Genomic DNA, 19,217 nt, shown 5'->3' with positions numbered 1-19,217 from the left:
GCTAACTGCGTTGAATTTACTTGCAATAGGCCAGCTATTGACGCGTAAATTCGCCTTGTTTTCACTGAAAATCTCTGGCTAGAGAAAATAAATTTAAATATCACCATGATTCAATATGTTAGTAAATCTCTTAACCCGTGTTCAGGTTACTTAGTAACTTTTTAAACACCGTAAAATAGATATTTGTTAAATTTCCAAGCTCGCTAATATGAACTCGTTCATTTTCTTGATGGATAGTGCCGTTAGTTAAACCAAGTTCAACTACTTGCGGACAAATATCGCTAAAAAAACGGCCATCAGAAGTTCCTCCTGCAGTTGAGGTTTGAGGAAGCAAACCAGTACATTGATTAATGGCTGTTTTACACTCTTTTATTAGCGAAAGTTTATTTTTACTATTCTCTGCAGAGTAATAAGGGTTGCAAGCATGCGATGTTGTTAGTGAGAAATCATTAGTAGTTCGCGTTACAATATGAGTGACTAAATGAATTAGATCATCTTCACTGTAAGCCGTGGTATAACGAATATTTAAATTAATTATTACAGCGTCAGGTATGACATTATCGCTGCACAAGCCTGAGTCAATATGAGTGACTTGCATTGTTGTACCAAGCTGATTGCTATCTCTATTATCCCAATCAAATTTCATTAAATCTTTTACAATGCTACAGGCATGATGGATAGCATTAATGCCTTGAGTCGGATAAGCAACATGCGCACTTTTTCCATTAATTTGAATGGCAAAACTCAACGCCCCTCTGCGTCCAATTTTTAGCATGTCACCGCACTGCTTTATTGATGTCGGTTCTCCAACAATACAATAATCCAAGTCCTGTTTTGCATCTTTAAAGTGTTTTACAATTTCACATGAGCCGAATAAAGCATCGCCCTCTTCATCGCTGGTAATTAAAAACCATAGTCGCCCAACAAAGCTCCCTTCGAGTACTAGCATCTCAGCTGCAACTAAGGCTGCGGCAATACCGCCTTTCATATCTGCGATACCTCGACCGATCAGGTAATCATTTTTAATTTTACCTGCAAAAGGTGGGGCTTGCCATTTATTAAGATTACCTGCGGGCACAACATCCGTGTGCCCACAAAAACCTAAATCGGGTCCATCACCATTAGATATAACAGCAATTAGGTTACTCACCCCATGACTTTCAAATGTATCGATTTTTGCTCCCAGCATTAATAACTTTTTTGCAATCCATGCTTGGCAACCTGCGTCATCAGGTGTTACCGATTCAAATTGCAGTAATTCACGTGCATACTCAATTACTCGACTTTGGTATTCGCTCTTTAACTCAGCCGTTAAAGTAAATTGTTCATCGATGATAAGGCTCACCTCATAATTAAATAAAGGGTATTGAGGGAGTTTGTTTCATCAACAAGTTAAACAACAAACTCCCAGTAATAACTAATACTTTAAACGCACTACCAATCCACTATTAGCCATAATCAACATCATTAGCTTGCTTATATTCAGCAGCCAGCCACTGCGGTACATCCTCTGGTGGTGATTGCGCATCATTAATTTAATTCACACTGTTTGTATTGCTTGATGTTGCTTATTAAGCTCAAGGTGAATTTGTGCAGATAATTTTTTACGAGCAATTTTACCTATAACGGTTAATGGGATATGTTCAACGTACGCCACTGTATCTGGCAACATATAGCGTGCAACACCTTGTGCCGCTAAGTATTGCCTTACGTCTTTGAGTGCTAAGTTAGGCGAATTTGGGTCTTGCGAAACAATAACTGCGCATGTTCGCTCACCGAGTTGTTCGCAAGGTAGTCCCACAACAGCAACATCTTTTATGCCATGATGACAAGCTAAATGAGCTTCTAATGTTTCAACAGAAATAGTCTCTCCACCTCGGCGAAGAACCTCTTGGATTCGGCCTTCAACAATAAGGTGACCACTGCTTAGCCGCCTTACCTGATCCCCAGTACGGTAATAACCTTCAGTAGTAAATGATTTTTGATTGGCCTGCTCGTCTTTATAATAACCACGGATTGTATATGGACCTCTGGTCAACAGCTCGCCACACTTTCCCTTTGCAACATCCTGGCCTTGTTCGTCCACCACCCTAACTTCATCCAAATCAGATAATGGACGTCCTTGAGTCTTGAGTTTTAAAACACTAGGATCTGAATTACGAGTGAAATTAAGAAGTCCTTCAGCCATGCCAAACACTTGTTGTAAATTACAATTAAGTTCATTACCGATTCTGCGAGCTGTAGCTTCATCAAGTTTAGCACCGCCAACTTGTAATAAATCAAGACATGCCGCTGGAGGTGTTACTAATGCAGCATAATTAAGCCAAGTTTTCACTAAAGTCGGCACTAACGCTGTCACCGTAACCCCTGCTTTTTCAATATACTCAAATGCAATTTCAGGACTCGGCACTGGACACATAACGACACCAGCCCCCACTTCAATCGCACCTAAAATACCTGGGCAAGCTAATGGAAAATTATGCGCCGCTGGTAATGCTACAAGATAGCGGTCTTGTGAACTCAATTCACACAGCTTAGCACTGGCTTTTATATTGTAGAGGTAATCTCTATGTGTTCTTGGAATTAACTTCGGTATTCCTGTTGTACCGCCTGAGCATAATAATAAAGCCATTTCAGCAGGTTCCGCTGCGAGACCAGGAAACTCAAGTGCTGTCATTTGAGCTTCAGTTGCTTTAGTAAACCCTAGTAAAGATAATATTGACGAATGCGGTTTTAAATCTAGGCCATCCACAACAACATGTTTAAGTGTTGGGACTGTATTAAGTAGCTCATTGGCAAATGCATGACAATCGAAGCTAATCGATTGTTCACTAACAAACCAAGCACGTGCTTGTGTTAATTTCACAAAATGCAAAATTTCACGTTGTCCATGTCCAGGTAACGCCATGACAGGAATAACGCCTAGCTGGAGTAAAGCGAAAAAGGTTAATACAAATGCATTATTATTACCCATTTGCATCACCACTTTATCACCTCGTCCAAGACCAATACTGTGGCAATGCTCTACTATATTATTCACGACAGCGCTTATTTCTTGGCCTGTCATCTGTTGCCATTCACCAGATTGAAGGTCGGGGCCGCTGAGCAAAATAACATCAGCATATTGCTTAAGTTTTGCAGTTAACCAATTTGCAAAGTTTTCATTTTTCCACACCCCCTGCTCTTTGTACTTTCTGCTTATTTCTTCTGGCCAAGCATATAACCCAGCTTCGGTAGGCACAAACTCAGTCACAGTGACCCCTCCATTTCCAATTCAGCACTGAGTGCGTCATCATCTAAATCTAAGATTTCACAATACACTTGAGCAATTTGTAATACTTCTTCAGCATCGCTCGAGTCAGTAATTGAAGCGGCAATGCCTGCAATAGAAGGTGAACTAAATAAGCTTTTCATGTCTATCGAATTGGATCCGAAGATTTCCCTAATTTGCGCGATTAACGAACTTGCTAAAACAGAATCCCCACCCGCAGCAAATAAGTTTTGATGAATATTACTACCATCCCCCCCGATCACTTCATGCCAAATAGAAGCTACCACACGAACTATTGGCATACTTAACAAGGTTTCATCATGTTCCACATTTTTAGTAATTACTGGCTCTTGGACCTCAGCAACGGCTCTATTTTTGGGTAACGTATCACCAATATGCGTATCCCAATAACCCGGCTCAGTGACGAGGTTCACCACGGTATTACTGAAAAAATTAAACATTGCATCGAGCACACCATCAACAAAAGCATCCTCTCGACAATCCCAGTTAATTAAAATACCACCATCAAGTTCAGTTACTTGCGCATCAAGTAATACCTGTGGCCCTTGAGAAATAATCCAAATAGGATCCCCAAATACTCGGCGCACATTTGCATCAAATAACTCACCTAAATTTAATGCGCTTGTAAATACAACAGGCGCTGTTACTTGCTGCCCACGTGCACGCCCTAAATCTCTTAAAACATGAACTCCACCGTAGTCTGCGCGCGCTGCTCCCTCGTGCATACTAGATTGAACATCACGCGCTCGTGTCACAAAAGTTGCAGTCGGGCCAGTATCAACATCGAGAAGTATTGAACTACTAAAGTCGCCTACCACCTCTTTAATATTAGGGCCTGCGAGTGGACGTTGAAATAAAGGAACATTAAGAATAAAACGCGGATCTTTGCTCCATCCAGCCAGGGTTTCTGCCAGCACGGTTGCTAACACCACTGATGGGGTTAATCCGTACTGACGACATTGCGCATATAATTGTGCTTTACGCTGCGGATCAATATTAAAATGGCGTCGTGTTGTAATAGGATGCTGCGATGAAGCTGCTTTTAAAGGCAGTAATGGGCCATTGGGTAAAGAAGCTAGCTGTGTTTGCCACCACATTCCTGAGCTTTCTTTTATTGACTCCCAATTATGCTCAATGGCCATTCGGCAATCTTTATAACTCATTGCTAAATCAGCAAGTTCTACATCGGGGTCATCGTATAACAGTGCAAGATCACGCAGTAGCGTGCGATAACTAACGGCGTCTGCAGCTATCATATCAATGTCTAAATGCAGGCGACTGTTACCATTTTCTAATAAGCTTAAAGCGACCGCAAATACTTCTCCTGACTCAATATCTAACATTTGTGATGAATAGGTCGAGCGATACTGCTCAAGTAACTGCTGCGCAACATCAGTAGGTTTATCTCGTAAATCATTAAAAATGACATGCACTGTATTATTACTTGGATTATGTATTTGCTGTCCGCTGGAACATACTTGTAAACGCAACGAGCTATGACGTTGAACAAGTTTCTCTATTGCTAGCGTCAAACGGGCTAAATCTAATGGCTGTGACTTATCATTGATTGCCGACAACTCAAATTCACAATACAGATGCGCTGATACACCCCCAAGCGGTTGATTAACATCACGTCCTAACCAATAGGCATACTGCATAGGCGCAAGTGAAAAAGGCGCATGAGGAAGTTTCCCGATTTTTATTTTTGGGACCCCAAAGATAGTGTCTTGTGTATTATCAGCGAGGCTGGCAGCCGATACCCTAAGATACTCAACCCATGCCCCCACAAATGGTTTTTTAGCTAAATCTGCAAAGTTAATATCATAACCAGCCGCTCGCCAAGTTGACACTAAGTTCATTAATGTGATCGAATCAAGTCCTGCTTCAATTAGGTTACATTCTGCTGATACAGCGCCAGGCTGTAAATTTAACGTATTACTAACGACAGCAAGTACATCTTCTAATAGCGAGGCTGAATTACTATTTTTATTCATTTGGGTAGTTTCCATTCTTAATGTTTGTCTTTACCAAATCATGTTGTTGACTTGGCGAGGATGTCTTGTTGCTTCAAACGCAGCAGCTCTAGCCGCTGTTGATGCAAAGAAGAAGTACTTTTTTGATTTGCTTGCCACTGCATAAGTAACGCTTTCTCATCCAGTTTTCCATTTACTGTTAGCGGGAATTTTTTAACAAATAGAAAGTCTGAAGGTAAATAGTGAACAGGGAGAAGCTGAGATAGATAATTTCTCAATGTTGCTATTGGTTGTGCGGTAAATGATTCCTCTGTCGCGATTAAAATAGCAATTAAGCCATCTGATAAACCACTGTCGAGGCATGGTTTTGCTATCACGGCTGCTCTTTGTATCTTTGCATGAGATTCTAAAATAACTTCTATTTCACTCGGCTCAATACGAAATCCCCTTACTTTCAATTGCCTGTCTGCGCGACCAAAATAAAAGAGTTGACCATCAATTTGCTTCGCTAAGTCACCCGAACGATACATCCGCTTCCCAGTGTGAAAAGGACTGCCAACAAATCGCATCGCGGTTAGATCAGGGCGATTGATGTAACCGAATGCCACTTGATCTCCTGCTACATAAATTTCACCAATTTCACCATCAGCCACTTTTTCTAAATTTTCATCAAGTAAAAGCACCTCCAAACTAGATAGTCCTTCACCTATTGGACTATTTTCAGTGCCACAAAGTGAATCACTTAGTGTTAGCCATGTTACGTGCACCGTTGTCTCTGTGATCCCGTACATGTTTATCAATTGCAATGTTTCGCAAGGGTAAAGCTGCCACCATTTTTTTACTTTATCCAAATTAAGTGCTTCACCACCAAAGACCACTTTGCGCAAGCATAGTGGTTGCTCACTCATTTTTTAGAGCCTTACTTTCTGCGTCAATTAAGGCATAAAATGCTGAAGGCGTTTGATTCAGAATAGTGACCTTTTCTGCTCTCAAATATTGCACTAAGGCGTCTGGTGACCAAATTACACTTTTTGGAATAATCGTTAGCTTGGCTCCTGTGGTCAAAGCTCCCCACACTTCCCACACCGAAAAATCAAAAGCCAGTGAATGAAACAAAGCCCAAACATCAGTATGTGTTGCATCTAATAAAGGCATTGCCGCATTAATTAAGGCCAGAACTTGCTGATGCCCTACAACAACTCCCTTAGGGTTTCCCGTCGACCCTGAAGTAAAAATAATATAAGCGAAAGCACCTGCGGCTCTGTAAACAGGTTTCTCGTGCTCATCTGGAACAAAGTTAAATTGGTCCTCGACAAACAACAAATGACTCATAGCTTTAGTAAGTGAATCGTTACCCCAAAGTGTCTTGCTCAACTCTCGCTGAGTAACAATTGCGCTAGGCTGACTACAAGCAATTATCCAATCGATCCTTTCTTTAGGGTAGTCGGGATCAATCGGCACATAGCACGCTCCAAGTTGCAATATTGCTAACACGTGAATAATTTGCTCACAGTTTCTAGGCAGTATTAAAGCCACGCAGTTTCCTGTACGAACACCACTTGCATAAAGTCGATGTGATGCCAAATCAGCTTTTTGTTTAAGCGCTTTATATGTCAAGGAGCTATGTTCATCACTAACGGCGATGCGATTAGGGTGCATAACGGCTTGTTCAGCAAAGGATTGATACAGGCATGCTGTACCTGCTGGCATCCCTTTGTTAATCTGCTCCATATTAATTCCCATCCATCTCTATGAGTGATTTAGGACGTAAATCTGTCCAATTATCATTTAGCCAACTCAAACAAGTATCACGTGTTTGAGGGCCAAAAACCTGCTCCCAACCAGAAGGAATAGTTAATACTTCAGGCCATAACGAATACTGTTTTTCATGATTGATAAGAACTACAAATGCCATTGATTCATCATCGAAAATATTTTCACTCATGATTTAACTCCAAAGAGACTGTTGATAGGGGGTTTAATTCGCTGTTATTAAGTTGCGCAGAATTTGCGGCTTCATTACTGAATTTGTTACAACTATCGACAACTTCTTGCAAATAGAACTCAAAATCAGTTAATAGCTGAGCGCTACGTTTTTTGCCCACTGCATGCGGGTCAAAGCTCAAACGGATCTTGGTTGTTGCACCAGGGTAGATAAATAAAGCAGCGGCTTGGCCAACCGAATCTTGCCACTTAACATCCTTCAATCCTGCCAATACAACTGGTAATGTAAGCCCTTGAGATGAATCGACTTGTTTAATTAGCTCTGCGGTTTGTGTATCCGCATCAAGGGCATTTTCAATAACTAATAAAGTATCAAAAAATTCGCCAAAACGATGAGTCGCCTCCAAATTATCCAACCTAACCGGAGCTAACGCTTGCCATTCAAATTGTTCAGTTTGCAACTGCTGCAACAACACAATTGGACTACTCAAAGGATCGGTCTTAATCCGTATTGGTACTAACTGAGTAACCAATCCAACAAGCGTTTCAATACCTGCTAACGACGCTGCACGACCAGAATCAAATAAACCAAATACGACATCGTCCTGATTAAGTGCATTACCCACTGTTTTAGCCCATGCCAATTGAAATAGCATGGCCGTAGATACATTAATCTTTGCAGCTAATGCTTTAATGTCTGCATTTACAGCAGCACAAAGCACACTAGATAATTCTTGTGAAGGAAATCGTTGTTGTCTTGTCGGGCATAATAATGAAGGGGCTTTGAAACCATCCAGCGCTTTATTCCAATATTGACAAGCTATTGTCGGATCTTGTTTTTGTAACCAATCAAGATATTGACCCCAATGTAAATTTGGATAAGCTAAAGTGGCTTCAGCACTCATTCCTCCAAGCCACTCTTGCAAAATTCGAGGGGCTGACCAACCATCAAGCAGTAAGTGATGACAATGAATCAAAATTAGCCACTGACTATCACTTATACGTATAGATAAAAATCGCATGAGTGGCGGAGCATCAAATTCAAAGCGATATTGGTACCATGCTGTGCGATGCTGCACTAACAATGCTTCATATTGCTCACTTGGTTCACCACGTAAATCTAAAGTTTCCCATACAGGCTCGAGTATATCGGCAGTAAAGGTAGAAAATGTTTTCACAAAAAAGCCTGATCTTAGCGCGTCATGACGGCGCAGAAGATCCGCGGCCCCTGCTTTTAAAGCACTTTCAGATATTTCTGGGTTGTGTTGATTAGAAAGAGTTATTTCCATTTGTGTTGTCCATGGATCTGCTAGTCCATGACAGTGGCGAAGCATTTCAACTTGCAGTGGCGTAGCTGGCTTAATTGTCAAATTATTACTATCAACAAGACCTTGCGCTTGTAGCTGTTGTTGTTCTTCAATAAAACAGTCGTGTAGTTGATGAAAAAGCTTATTTAACTCAGCTTTAAATCGTAGTAGATCACTATGGTGCAATTCGCTACTAGGTGCTATCGCATTAAAGTGAAGTGTTTTTATCCCTTTTTGTTGGCTGTAATAGGCTGTTAAATCTAAAGAATTTAGTAACGGCCAGTGATCGGAGCAAGCTTCAGTGAGCTGCTCAAGAAGCGGAGTTACTGACCATAAATCTGAATTGGAGGATAAATTTAAATCACCAAGAAAATTAAAACCGACTAACCATCCATTTACACTTTGTTGAACAGGCGCGACACCACTTGATGATACAAAAGGAGAGTCTTGCTGAATAATTTGACCACACCATTTACGCAATACTGTTTCTATCAACTGGCTCGACATTTCGTCCGATTTAGTCTTTAAAACATCACTATTGAGAGCCACATAAACTTCACGGGCAAACCAGCCAATGGTCCTGCTTAAATCTTGTGTTGGTTCCTGTACTTCTCGACCATGCCGCTCTAGTACCAAGGTAGGGCAGCGATTATCTAGCGCTGGTTTTAATTTTGATGTAATAGCAGCTAAGCAACTTATAGCAGGTAATAAACTAGCCAGTGGAAGCCCTAACCTACGAGCGACAGTTAATGCAGGACATGTTTTATTATAAGGTTCCAAGCTCCAAGTTAATGTGTGAGCACTTGCCAACGTTCCCAAATTGGTTGAATTTGGCGCAGGTATATACTGCTGGCTTAATTTATTTATATGATTGGACCAACTACGCCATGATGTTGGTACGGGAGGTAATTCAAGTTTTTCATTACTCACTTGCTGATTTCGGACAATCGCAAGGTCTTCAGCCAAAATATGCCATGATGAGGCATCTATGACTAAATGGTTTATGGCAAACCAAGCTCTTTGGTTATTATTTTCATTTTCTTTAACTAACGATACGGCAACCATAACACCGTTTTTAGGACTTAAATTACTGCATAGTTGTTTTGCCAACTCAGCTGCTGATAATACACCTGAGTTTTCTAAAGTGGGTAAATCAGCATTTTCAGAATACACTCTATATTTATTATCATCACACTGTTGATAAGTTTGCTCACAATAAATGGTTTGGGTATTTTCAACCGGAACATTTAGGGATAACTCTCCCGTACCCGATTGCACCAATTGAGCTCGCAACAACCCATGGCGATTAAGTAAAGCATACACAAGCTCTTTTAGTTCACCAGCCGTCATACTTTCAGGCACTACTACACTTGCTAGTTGTGCAAATCGATCAAGCGGTGTCGCTGCATTAAGGTAGCGCTGCATTAATAAAGTTGAAGTAAGCTGACCTTTATCATTACTATCGTGGCTAACCGTTTTACTATTTTGACTGTCTCCGAGGGGATCAACTTCGTGTAATTCTTTAACCAAATTCGCAATGCATTTTGCATTAAATACTTGGCGAGGAGTAAGGTGGATCCCTTCTCGACGAGCGCGACTGACTAATTTTACAACTGAAATACTATCGCCACCCACTGCAAAAAATCCATCGTCAATGCCTATTGTCTCAATCCCTAAAACGTCACACACTAAATTACATAGCTTTTTCTCCAGTTCATTGCGAGGGGCTCTTTTGGCAATAACACCTAAATCATCAGGTATCGACAGCGCTTTACGATTAATTTTTCCATTAGGTAACTTAGGTAGTTTTTTATTAATTACAAAATACTTGGGGACTAAGTGAGGGGGTAGAGCTTGCTCACATACATAGCGAAAGCGAGCTATTAAGTTTAAATTAGCCTCTTGATTATCGCTTAGTTGCTCTATTTCATTTTCAATATAACAAATTAACTCCATCGCACTTTGAGTAACTGCTCTGGCAATTACAGCGCAAGGACATTTAATTAACAGCTCAATGGTTGACTCAACTTCGAGCGGCTCAACACGAAAACCTCTAATTTTCACTTGCTCGTCTATACGGCCAATGTATTCAATATTTCCTTGAGTTGTCCATTTTACTCTATCACCACTTAGATAAAGTCTTTCACCTTGTTCAGCAAAAGGATTAGCAATAAACTTGCTTGCTGTTAAATCACTACGATCAAGGTATCCTCTTGCTAATCCAGCACCAGCAATTGCAAGCTCACCTGGCACCCCTAAAGGCGCTAATTGCAAGCAATTATCTAAAACATAAACTTGCCCTCCTGCAACCGGCCCACCTATTACCGGCTTTTCAGCGACATTGGTTTTAGCAATCATCGCATCCACTGTTGCCTCTGTCGGGCCATATAAATTAAAGCCCAACGTACCAGGAAGGCTCTTTATACGTTGCCAAAGCTCTTGTTTTACCGATTCACCACCAAAACCCAATATTGCAGGTGTGTGAGGTTCAATAAATTGCCCATTTGTATCTGTAAGTCCTGACTGTAACCACGGTAATACTTCATCTAGCATACTGGGAGTTAACTCAATAAAATCCATTTTTTTAAGCATTATCTCTTTGGCAAGAGTGACCGCGTCTTGCATCGTATTTGCATCAAATAAATAGACTTTATGGCCTTCAAACATCCACAGTGTAGGTTGCCATGAGGCATCAAAAGCCAAAGACCAAGCATGGCCAACTTTTAGCTGATTATGTTCTACAAGCGCAGAAGCTTCGCTATAGAGATCGTGTTTATGACTAGCAATAAGGTTAACCAGAGAAGCATGTTTTACAACAACACCTTTTGGCTGCCCTGTTGAGCCTGATGTAAACGTAATACAGGCTGGATGAGATGGGCGCAATGGCCGGCATCTCTCTTCGTTTGTAAGATTAAGATCACTATTTTTTATACTTAATGCTTCATTCTCAATAACTAACAAACTGACTGTTTTAGTTTTTAATTCAGTCGCTTTAGCTGATTCAAATGAATGTGCATCACCATTATTAATTACTATATTTGGCGCCGCCAATGTAAGTACTCGGTTAATGTAATCCTCTGGATAATTTGGATCTATAGGTACAATAGCGGCACCTGCCTTGAGTGTACCAAGCATCACAACGAACCATTCCAACTGGCGAGGCATTATTATGGCAACCCGATCTTCTGGCCCAATCCCTTGCGATACTAGCCACCTTGCGACTCTATTTGCTCTTGCATTGAGCGTTAGAAAACTGAGGTCATGCAGCACGTTTTGTTTTTGCAAAACACTCTTTATCGTTTCACTGCCAACTAACTCAACGGCAGTTCGATTTGGGTATTTGCTCACGGTACTCTCAAACCAAGCAACGAGCGTTGTTACTGGGCTTACAAAAGCATCGCGTTGACCCCATTTTATTAACTGATTTTCATCGGGTAATACAGTGGTAATGTTAGCTAGTGCTACATCTGGTTCTTGGACACAATGTTTAAGTAACTGTAGCAACCGTTTTAAATGATTTGGTATGGTTTTTGGTCGATATAATGAAGCACGCCAAGTGGCTTGAAACTGAAGGCAGTTATCTTTTAATAATGCGTCAAAAGAGAGATCTGTTTGCGTTGTACCATTAAAATACTTTTCCCAATGTACATCTAAGCCATCTATTATGGGTGGAGACATCCCATGGCTTAAGAAAGTCACCATAGTGTCTAATAATGGGTTTTGCGATTCCCCTCGTTTTATTTGTAATTTTTCAAGTAATAATTCAAAGGGTAAGTCTGCATGTGAAAAAGCAGCACGACATTGTGTCGCACAATCACGGATCAGCTCACGAAAACAAAGTTTATTATCAACCTTAATCCGCAGTGGAATAACATTCCCAAAATTACCTATCAGATCACTCAGCTCAGGTAAATTACGATGCGAAGCCACTGTCCCTATCGTCACTTCTGAGGCCCTAGAAAGCCGAGTCATTAATAAAGCAATCACCGCAATAATGGCTTCAAAAGTTGTAACTTGTTCTTCTCGTGCTAACGTAAGTAGAGTTTGTGTTGTTGCTTGATCAAGATTATCACTGTGCCAGCCACCATTTTCATTTTGCTTCACTCCCCGAGGAAAATCAGTTGGAAAATCAATAGGCTCAGGTAGCGGTGTAAGCTGCTTTTGCCAGAACGCAACCTGCTCTTTGCTTTGTTCGGAATCTTGTTGCCATTTTTCACGATGCCATTGAGCAAAATCTAAATACTGGATGGGTAAAGGAGCCCGTTGTTTAGATTCGCCGCTCTTAATTAGCCTATAGTATGTTGATAATTCATTAGAAAAAATACCAAATGACGCCCCGTCCCAAACAATATGTTGCCCTACCATAACTAAAGTGTGATGACTGTCGGTCATTTTTACGAGAGCAAGTCGAAGTGTACTCTTAGTTGCAAGATCGAAAGGTTCTGTACTTGCATGTTGTGCTATTTCTTTAAGACGTACTTCTCGCGTCTGATGATCTAAATCTTGTAAATCATATTCACACCACTGCAAAGGAAACTCATCAAGCACTTTTTGTCGAGCACCAACAATAGGGTCTGCATAATAGGAAGTTCGAAAAATACTGTGCCTGTTCACTAATTCAAAACAACTTTGCTGTAAAACACGCGCATCTAAACAACCTTTAAATTGCCACAAGACACAAACATTGTAAGCAGACGAAAGTGGGTCCAGTTGATTAAGTAACCACATCCTTTCTTGCGCATTAGAAAGTACATAACTGGTCTCATTTTTTGCTTTTGAAACTGTAAAGCTTTGATTTAATGTCGATAAAGAGTCCACATTATTATTCGGCATGATTATTTTTCGAGTTGCCGCCAATTTTCTCGCAAGCTTTAGCCTAAGTGCATTATCCATAAAACAGACCCTAAAATATAAACAATAATAATTTGCATTATTATTTACTGTAGTTATTATTGCAACACATTGATTGAAAATTAATCCCGTGTGTATGCAAAATGTATTTTGAAAAGGAGCATAAGATATTATGAAAACTAATTTTTCCAATGAAGGCACAACCCAAAGCGATGAGCAAAATTTAATCTTCGCACGAGCAGCCGCTCTAGCCGACAGTGGTATATTTAAAGAATATTTAATTTACGAAGATAACGGTGAATGTTGGTTTGCAGGGGGTATTGTTCGATCTATAACCGTATTTGCAACTCACATTGAATCTAATACCTCTGCAGGAAAAACTCAGCGCCAAGTTAACAGCGAAAACCTCTGCCAAGTCCTACAGCAAGAATTAAATACTTGGGATGGTGAGTGGCAAGCATGCGGATGGTCTAGTTTTGAATTCGCGTATGCCCTGAAATCACCAGAACTATTAACCGAAGAAGAAAAAGCAGGTCAAGAAGCGTTATTATTTATTTGTGAGCCAAAAATAACGGTATCCCTGGGGAAAAAACCAACACTCATTAAATCTAAATCCAGTGAACTTGAGCAGCAAGTACGCTTAATACTAGAAAATGCAGTTGTACGAGCACACGTTCCTTACAAAAATGTCGAAATACCAGACAATATTAATTATAAAAATGCAGTCAAAAAGTCTGTCGCCAATATTAAAAATGGTTTACTAGAAAAAGTCATACTCTCGCGTAAGGTTCCCCTACATTTTTCGCCCGATTACACTGCGACTTGGCTTCAAGGGCGTTCGATGAACACACCGGCTCGTTCATTTACAATGAATTTAGCTGGTTGGAAAATCACTGGGTTTAGTCCTGAAATTGTACTTTCAGTTGATGAAAACCGTAAAGTTACAACAGAGCCGTTAGCGGGTACTCGACGATTAGAAGGTAATCCAGAAACAGATCAAAAAATATTTGATGAGTTACTAAAAGATCCAAAAGAAACCCACGAACACGCAATATCTGTGAGACTTTCAGTTGACGAAATGAATGAAGTTTGTGAGCCAGAATCTGTACATGTACCACAGTTCATGGTTCAAAAAAAGCGAGGTTCTGTGCAACATTTAGCTTCGAGAGTCTGTGGCACTCTAAAAACAGAATATAACGCTTGGCATGCATTCGAAAGCCTATTCCCTGCTGTTACAGCGTCTGGTATTCAAAAGCTGGCTGCTTTTTCAGAAATACGACGACACGAAGGCAGTAGCAGAGGGCTTTATGCAGGCGCAATTTTAAAACTAGATCACACAGGCGTTATTGACGCAGCATTAGTTTTACGCAGTGTTATGAGTAAAGGCGATCAGCACTGGTTACAGGCTGGAGCCGGAATTGTACTTGATTCAACACCAGAAAGAGAACTCACCGAAACCAGTGAAAAACTAGCAAGCATTTCACCTTGGGTTGTTGAAAAAACAAGCTAAATTAACGTAATTCATTAAATAAGGATACTTAATGAATCCTTATTCAGCTAATACCCACTGCTACACATTTTTATAAACAAAAGTAAATTTATGTAGCAGATAAAAGTTGTTTTAAACGAGGAGTTTAAGCATGGCACAGCCACTAATACCTACATACGATATCATTGGTGTCGGATTTGGCCCATCAAATATAGCTTTGGCGATTGCCTTAGAAGAAATTAAGAGCAATTCCACCACACTAAATGCCTTATTTATTGATAAACAGCCAGAGTATCAATGGCATGGTGATACTATTACTAACCAAAGTGGGCTACAAGTCTCATTTTTGAAAGATCTTGTTACATTGAGAAATCCAACCAGCCCTTACTCTTTCTTAAATTATTTACATTCACATAATCGTTTAGTGGACTTCATAAATTTAAGTACTTTCTACCCAAGCAGGTTAGAATTTAATGACTACCTTCGCTGGGTTGCGGGTCATTTTTCTTCTCAATGTCAATACGGCGAAGAGGTTACCTCTATTGAGCCGGTTATGGATAATCAAAAAGTAAAATTACTCAAAGTGACAACAGCAGATACAGGTGGTACAAGTAAGATCCGTTTTACTAAATCACTTGTTATGGGCACTGGCGGAACCCCTTTAATACCGGAAGTTTTTCAACCGCTAAAACAAACCCCGCTTGTATTTCATCATACTCACTACCTATCAAAAATGGCTAAACTTATTCCAGTAAAAACAAAAGATTTACGCATTGCTATAATCGGTGGTGGACAAAGTGCTGCGGAAGCTTTTATTGATATTGATGATAATTATCCACACGCAAAAGTTGATTTAATTATGCGTGGTAATTCGATGAAGCCAGCAGATTCAAGTCCCTATGTGAATGAAATTTTTAACCCATCATCAACAGACTCTATATTCAGTAAAACGCAGCAAGAAAGAGAAGAGCTATTAAAAGAATATAAATACGCTAATTATTCAGCTGTTGACTCATCGATGATTGAGCAAATATATAATATTTTTTATCAACAAAAAGTTGCCATGATGGAGCAACATACATATTGCCCTAACAGTGAAGTTACTGAAGCATCTGAAAAAAATGGAAAAATAACGCTGTCTATACTTGATAGAAAATCAAATAAGCATGCCACGAATAATTACGATTTAGTAATTTTAGCAACAGGGTATCAACGTCCTAAAATGGCGCCTATGTTAGAACCTATTAAAGCCTATTTAGGAAACATTGATATTGATCGAAATTATCAAGTTAAAACGGACGAACGTTTTCTTCCATCGTTATTTTTGCAAGGGCGTTCAGAATCATCCCATGGTTTAAGCGACACCTTACTCTCAATACTTTCAGTAAGGTCAGCAGAAATAGCACACTCATTACAGGCAGAGTTGCAAGAACAGGCTCAGCAAGCAGTTGCTTTAGCTTAACCACTTGAAATGCATATTACTCAAATAAGTCATTATCTAAGTAATGTGCATTCATCGCAATCGGGTTTATTTTCAATCATTATTGCCTTATAACAGATGTGATACTGTTTAATAACAAGGAATAAAAATGAAGTTTATTGCCCCTTTTGCGCTTTTGGCAACAGTCAGTTTTTCAGGTTTTACGAGTCAAACAGAGCAAACGCTACAACTTGAAAACGTATTCGACCTTGAATATGCGAATCAGATAGATATAACCGAAGACGGTAAAACCGTTTACTTTGTGCGTAATCGTATGGATATAAAAACAGATCGCAAAGTGGGTAATATTTGGTCTGTTGATTACAAAACCAAACAAATGCAACCATTAACCTCTGGCGTGCATATGGATTATTCGCCAGTACTCTCTCCTGATGGTCAACGCCTTGCGTTTATATCAACACGTGATGGCAGCAGCCAAATATATATAAAATGGCTTAAAACAGGTGCTATGGCAAAAATTAGTAACTTAACGAGTAGCCCACGTGCAATTACATGGAGCCCTGATTCTAGCCAATTAATATTTAGCATGTTTGTACCAAGTGCAACTTCAGCCCCCGTAAACCTGCCCGGTAAACCAAAAGGGGCAACGTGGGCAGAACCCGCTAAATTTATTGATGATGTTTATTACCGTTCAGATGGTGGCGGTTACACACAAAAAGGTTTTAGCCAATTATTTTCCATAGATGCTAACGGTGGTAATGCCAAGCGACTCACTCATGATGAGTTTGATAACGCCGGCGATGTAAGCTTTAGTAACGATGGTAAATCACTTTATTTTTCTGCGAACAGGCATAAAAACAACCAGCTAAAATTCACAAATAATGAAATTTATAAACTTGATTTGGCCTCGCAAACTATAAGCGAAATTACTAACCGAGATGGCCCTGATGAACAACCTAAAGTATCGCCCGATGGCCGTTACTTAGCGTACACAGGTTATGACGATATACGCACTAATTACGAAAATGCTCAACTTTATATTCGTGATTTAAAAACAGGTAACACAACTAGTTTAACGCCAAATTTTGATCGAAGTGTTGGGCAAATAAAATGGAGTGCCAATTCAAAAGGTGTGTACTTTAGTTACGCCGATAAAGGCCAAACCGCCCTCGCCTATCAACCACGCAGTGGCAAGCGTAAAATAATAACAACTCAAATTGGCAGCGTTGCCTTTGGACGCCCTTATTCTGGTGGCGACTTTGATGTAAGCGAAGATGGAGAGGTAGCATTTACCCTTGCCGATACCCAGCGCCCTGCTGATATAGCAACAATTAAACGCAGTAAAGCCCAGCGTTTAACTACCCTTAATGCAGATGCATTGGGCGACAAAGCTTTGGCTAAAGTGGAAGAAATTTGGGTTAAATCAAGCCACGATGAACTTCCTATTCAGGGGTGGATTGCCTACCCGCCAGAATTTGATAGCAGCAAAAAATACCCGCTAATACTAGAAATTCACGGCGGCCCTGTCGCTAATTATGGCCCGCACTTTAGCGCTGAAATTCAACTGTTTGCAGCCAAAGGCAATGTCGTTTTATACATGAACCCACGTGGTAGTGATTCCTATGGTAAAGAGTTTGCACAAACTATTCATCATAATTACCCAAGTAACGATTTTGATGATTTAATGACAGGTGTTGATGCGCTAATAGCGAAAGGCTTTATTGACGAGTCTAAATTGTTTGTAACCGGTGGCTCTGGTGGCGGTGTATTAACTGCATGGATTGTGGGTCATACAGATCGCTTTGCTGCAGCTGTAGTTGCTAAGCCTGTTATCAATTGGATCAGTTTTGTACTAACAGCAGATTTTTACCCGTTTTTTGCTGATTATTGGTTCCCAGGTAAACCATGGGATCACATTGAGCACTACATGAAACGCTCGCCTATTAGCTATGTTGGAAACGTTAAAACTCCTACTATGTTGCTCACTGGTGAATCTGACTACCGTACACCAATTTCAGAAACTGAGCAGTTTTATCAGGCATTAAAATTACAAGGTGTTGATACTGCAATGGTGCGAATTCCTAATGCTTCACATGGCATTACAGCTCGGCCATCAAACTTAATGACAAAAGTTGCTTATATTCAATGGTGGTTTGATAAACACACTAAATAATAAATTTATAGCTCAAATAAAAGCCACTTCAAATAAGTGGCTTTTATATTTACCACTATAGTATTCAAACTGTAAACCCCCTTTACACTTCTGTGACAGTTAAATATCGGACTTAGCTAAAACTTCAGTTAGTAAAATTTCGGTTTATAACATTTTTTGTAACTTGAGTTGGTAAAAAATCGGTTTGAGTCACTGTTTATAGCCTTTCAGTTAGTAAAATTTTGTTTTATAGCACAAAGAAGTTAGTAAAAAATCGGTTTATAAATTCGTTTAGTTTGCCTATTAAAGCAAAAATCAGTCACTTACCCGCCTTTTAAAGTTGCCGTAAACGCTTTTTACAGCAAAATCACCCCAAATATGCCGTTTTATGAAAGGTTAGTTAAACTCTGATCTGTAAATTCACTCAGGTAGTTAAATAGTGATCCAAAATAATTTGGCAAGGCCGTGTTGAACTTTGGTTGGTGAATTTGCAGCAGTATGTTTGGTTTTTAGGCAAGGCGGAGCTTATGTAGTGTGGTTACTCCCCATTAATAGGCGATAACGTAGCATAAATACCAAACAGGCGCTGCCCTTTGGGTTCTTTCTAGGGACGATAAACTCTTTGTTGCTCGGTTTTTACTTAGCCCACTAGGTTACAAACCTCGCGCCGCGATTTAATCGCCCCTAGATTGAACAAATTTCAATCCACAAAGATCAATACGCCCTAGTTAAAGTCTGATCTGTAATTATGCTTCAATGTTCTAACTT

10 protein-coding genes are annotated in these 19,217 nt (G+C 40.0%); 3 read left to right on the top strand and 7 right to left on the bottom strand.

Translation table 11 applies throughout. The annotated features are described in order from the left end of the window. Nucleotides 1–130: 130 nt before the first annotated feature. The 7 genes from dapE to P20495_RS00775 form a co-directional block, all read right to left on the bottom strand. Complete coding sequence (dapE, locus tag P20495_RS00755) at nt 131–1,345, bottom strand: succinyl-diaminopimelate desuccinylase (protein WP_008139333.1); 1,215 nt, start codon at nt 1,343–1,345, stop codon at nt 131–133. Between the two features lie 195 nt (nt 1,346–1,540). Next, complete coding sequence (locus P20495_RS00760; protein WP_007376665.1) at nt 1,541–3,253, bottom strand: (2,3-dihydroxybenzoyl)adenylate synthase; 1,713 nt, start codon at nt 3,251–3,253, stop codon at nt 1,541–1,543. After that, nucleotides 3,250–5,286 (bottom strand): condensation domain-containing protein, encoded by a 2,037-nt coding sequence (locus tag P20495_RS00765; RefSeq protein ID WP_008139332.1) that lies wholly within the window; start codon nt 5,284–5,286, stop codon nt 3,250–3,252. Before P20495_RS00765 ends, P20495_RS00760 begins: the two co-directional genes overlap by 4 nt. 38 nt (nt 5,287–5,324) lie before the next feature. Further along, a complete protein-coding gene (locus P20495_RS22710; protein WP_008139331.1) occupies nt 5,325–6,173 on the bottom strand; it encodes an AMP-binding protein in 849 nt (282 codons plus the stop codon). Next, nucleotides 6,166–6,996, bottom strand: a complete 831-nt coding sequence (locus P20495_RS21370) for an AMP-binding protein (protein ID WP_008139330.1) — start codon at nt 6,994–6,996, stop codon at nt 6,166–6,168. The genes P20495_RS22710 and P20495_RS21370 overlap by 8 nt, the downstream gene beginning before the upstream one ends. 1 nt (nt 6,997) lies before the next feature. Then, on the bottom strand, nt 6,998–7,210 hold the full coding sequence (locus tag P20495_RS00770) for an MbtH family NRPS accessory protein (protein ID WP_008139329.1): 213 nt from the start codon (nt 7,208–7,210) through the stop codon (nt 6,998–7,000). After that, a complete protein-coding gene (locus tag P20495_RS00775) occupies nt 7,203–13,409 on the bottom strand; it encodes a non-ribosomal peptide synthetase (RefSeq protein ID WP_008139327.1) in 6,207 nt (2,068 codons plus the stop codon). The genes P20495_RS00770 and P20495_RS00775 overlap by 8 nt, the downstream gene beginning before the upstream one ends. Before the next feature lie 130 nt (nt 13,410–13,539). Between P20495_RS00775 and P20495_RS00780 the strand changes: the two genes are divergently transcribed. The 3 genes from P20495_RS00780 (at nt 13,540) to P20495_RS00790 (ending at nt 18,470) form a co-directional block, all read left to right on the top strand. After that, entirely contained in the window at nt 13,540–14,877 is a 1,338-nt protein-coding gene (locus P20495_RS00780) for a salicylate synthase (protein ID WP_008139325.1), read from the top strand. A 130-nt stretch (nt 14,878–15,007) separates the two neighbouring features. Further along, nucleotides 15,008–16,318: a lysine N(6)-hydroxylase/L-ornithine N(5)-oxygenase family protein gene (locus P20495_RS00785; RefSeq protein ID WP_008139324.1), complete on the top strand. Its 1,311-nt coding sequence runs from the start codon at nt 15,008–15,010 to the stop codon at nt 16,316–16,318. A 127-nt stretch (nt 16,319–16,445) separates the two neighbouring features. After that, nucleotides 16,446–18,470, top strand: a complete 2,025-nt coding sequence (locus tag P20495_RS00790) for a S9 family peptidase (RefSeq protein ID WP_008139322.1) — start codon at nt 16,446–16,448, stop codon at nt 18,468–18,470. Nucleotides 18,471–19,217 lie beyond the last annotated feature (747 nt).

It is taken from the genome of Pseudoalteromonas sp. BSi20495, assembly GCF_000241185.1.
Lineage (GTDB): Bacteria > Pseudomonadota > Gammaproteobacteria > Enterobacterales > Alteromonadaceae > Pseudoalteromonas > Pseudoalteromonas fuliginea.
This window is presented reverse-complemented; position numbering and strand designations above follow the sequence as displayed.

Coding starts and splice junctions, on each gene's coding strand:
- P20495_RS00765 (WP_008139332.1), bottom strand. CDS start 5,286: ATGAATAAAAATAGTAATTCAGCCTCGCTATTAGAAGATGTACTTGCT.
- P20495_RS22710 (WP_008139331.1), bottom strand. CDS start 6,173: ATGAGTGAGCAACCACTATGCTTGCGCAAAGTGGTCTTTGGTGGTGAA.
- P20495_RS21370 (WP_008139330.1), bottom strand. CDS start 6,996: ATGGAGCAGATTAACAAAGGGATGCCAGCAGGTACAGCATGCCTGTAT.
- P20495_RS00770 (WP_008139329.1), bottom strand. CDS start 7,210: ATGAGTGAAAATATTTTCGATGATGAATCAATGGCATTTGTAGTTCTT.
- P20495_RS00775 (WP_008139327.1), bottom strand. CDS start 13,409: ATGGATAATGCACTTAGGCTAAAGCTTGCGAGAAAATTGGCGGCAACT.
- P20495_RS00780 (WP_008139325.1), top strand. CDS start 13,540: ATGAAAACTAATTTTTCCAATGAAGGCACAACCCAAAGCGATGAGCAA.
- P20495_RS00785 (WP_008139324.1), top strand. CDS start 15,008: ATGGCACAGCCACTAATACCTACATACGATATCATTGGTGTCGGATTT.
- P20495_RS00790 (WP_008139322.1), top strand. CDS start 16,446: ATGAAGTTTATTGCCCCTTTTGCGCTTTTGGCAACAGTCAGTTTTTCA.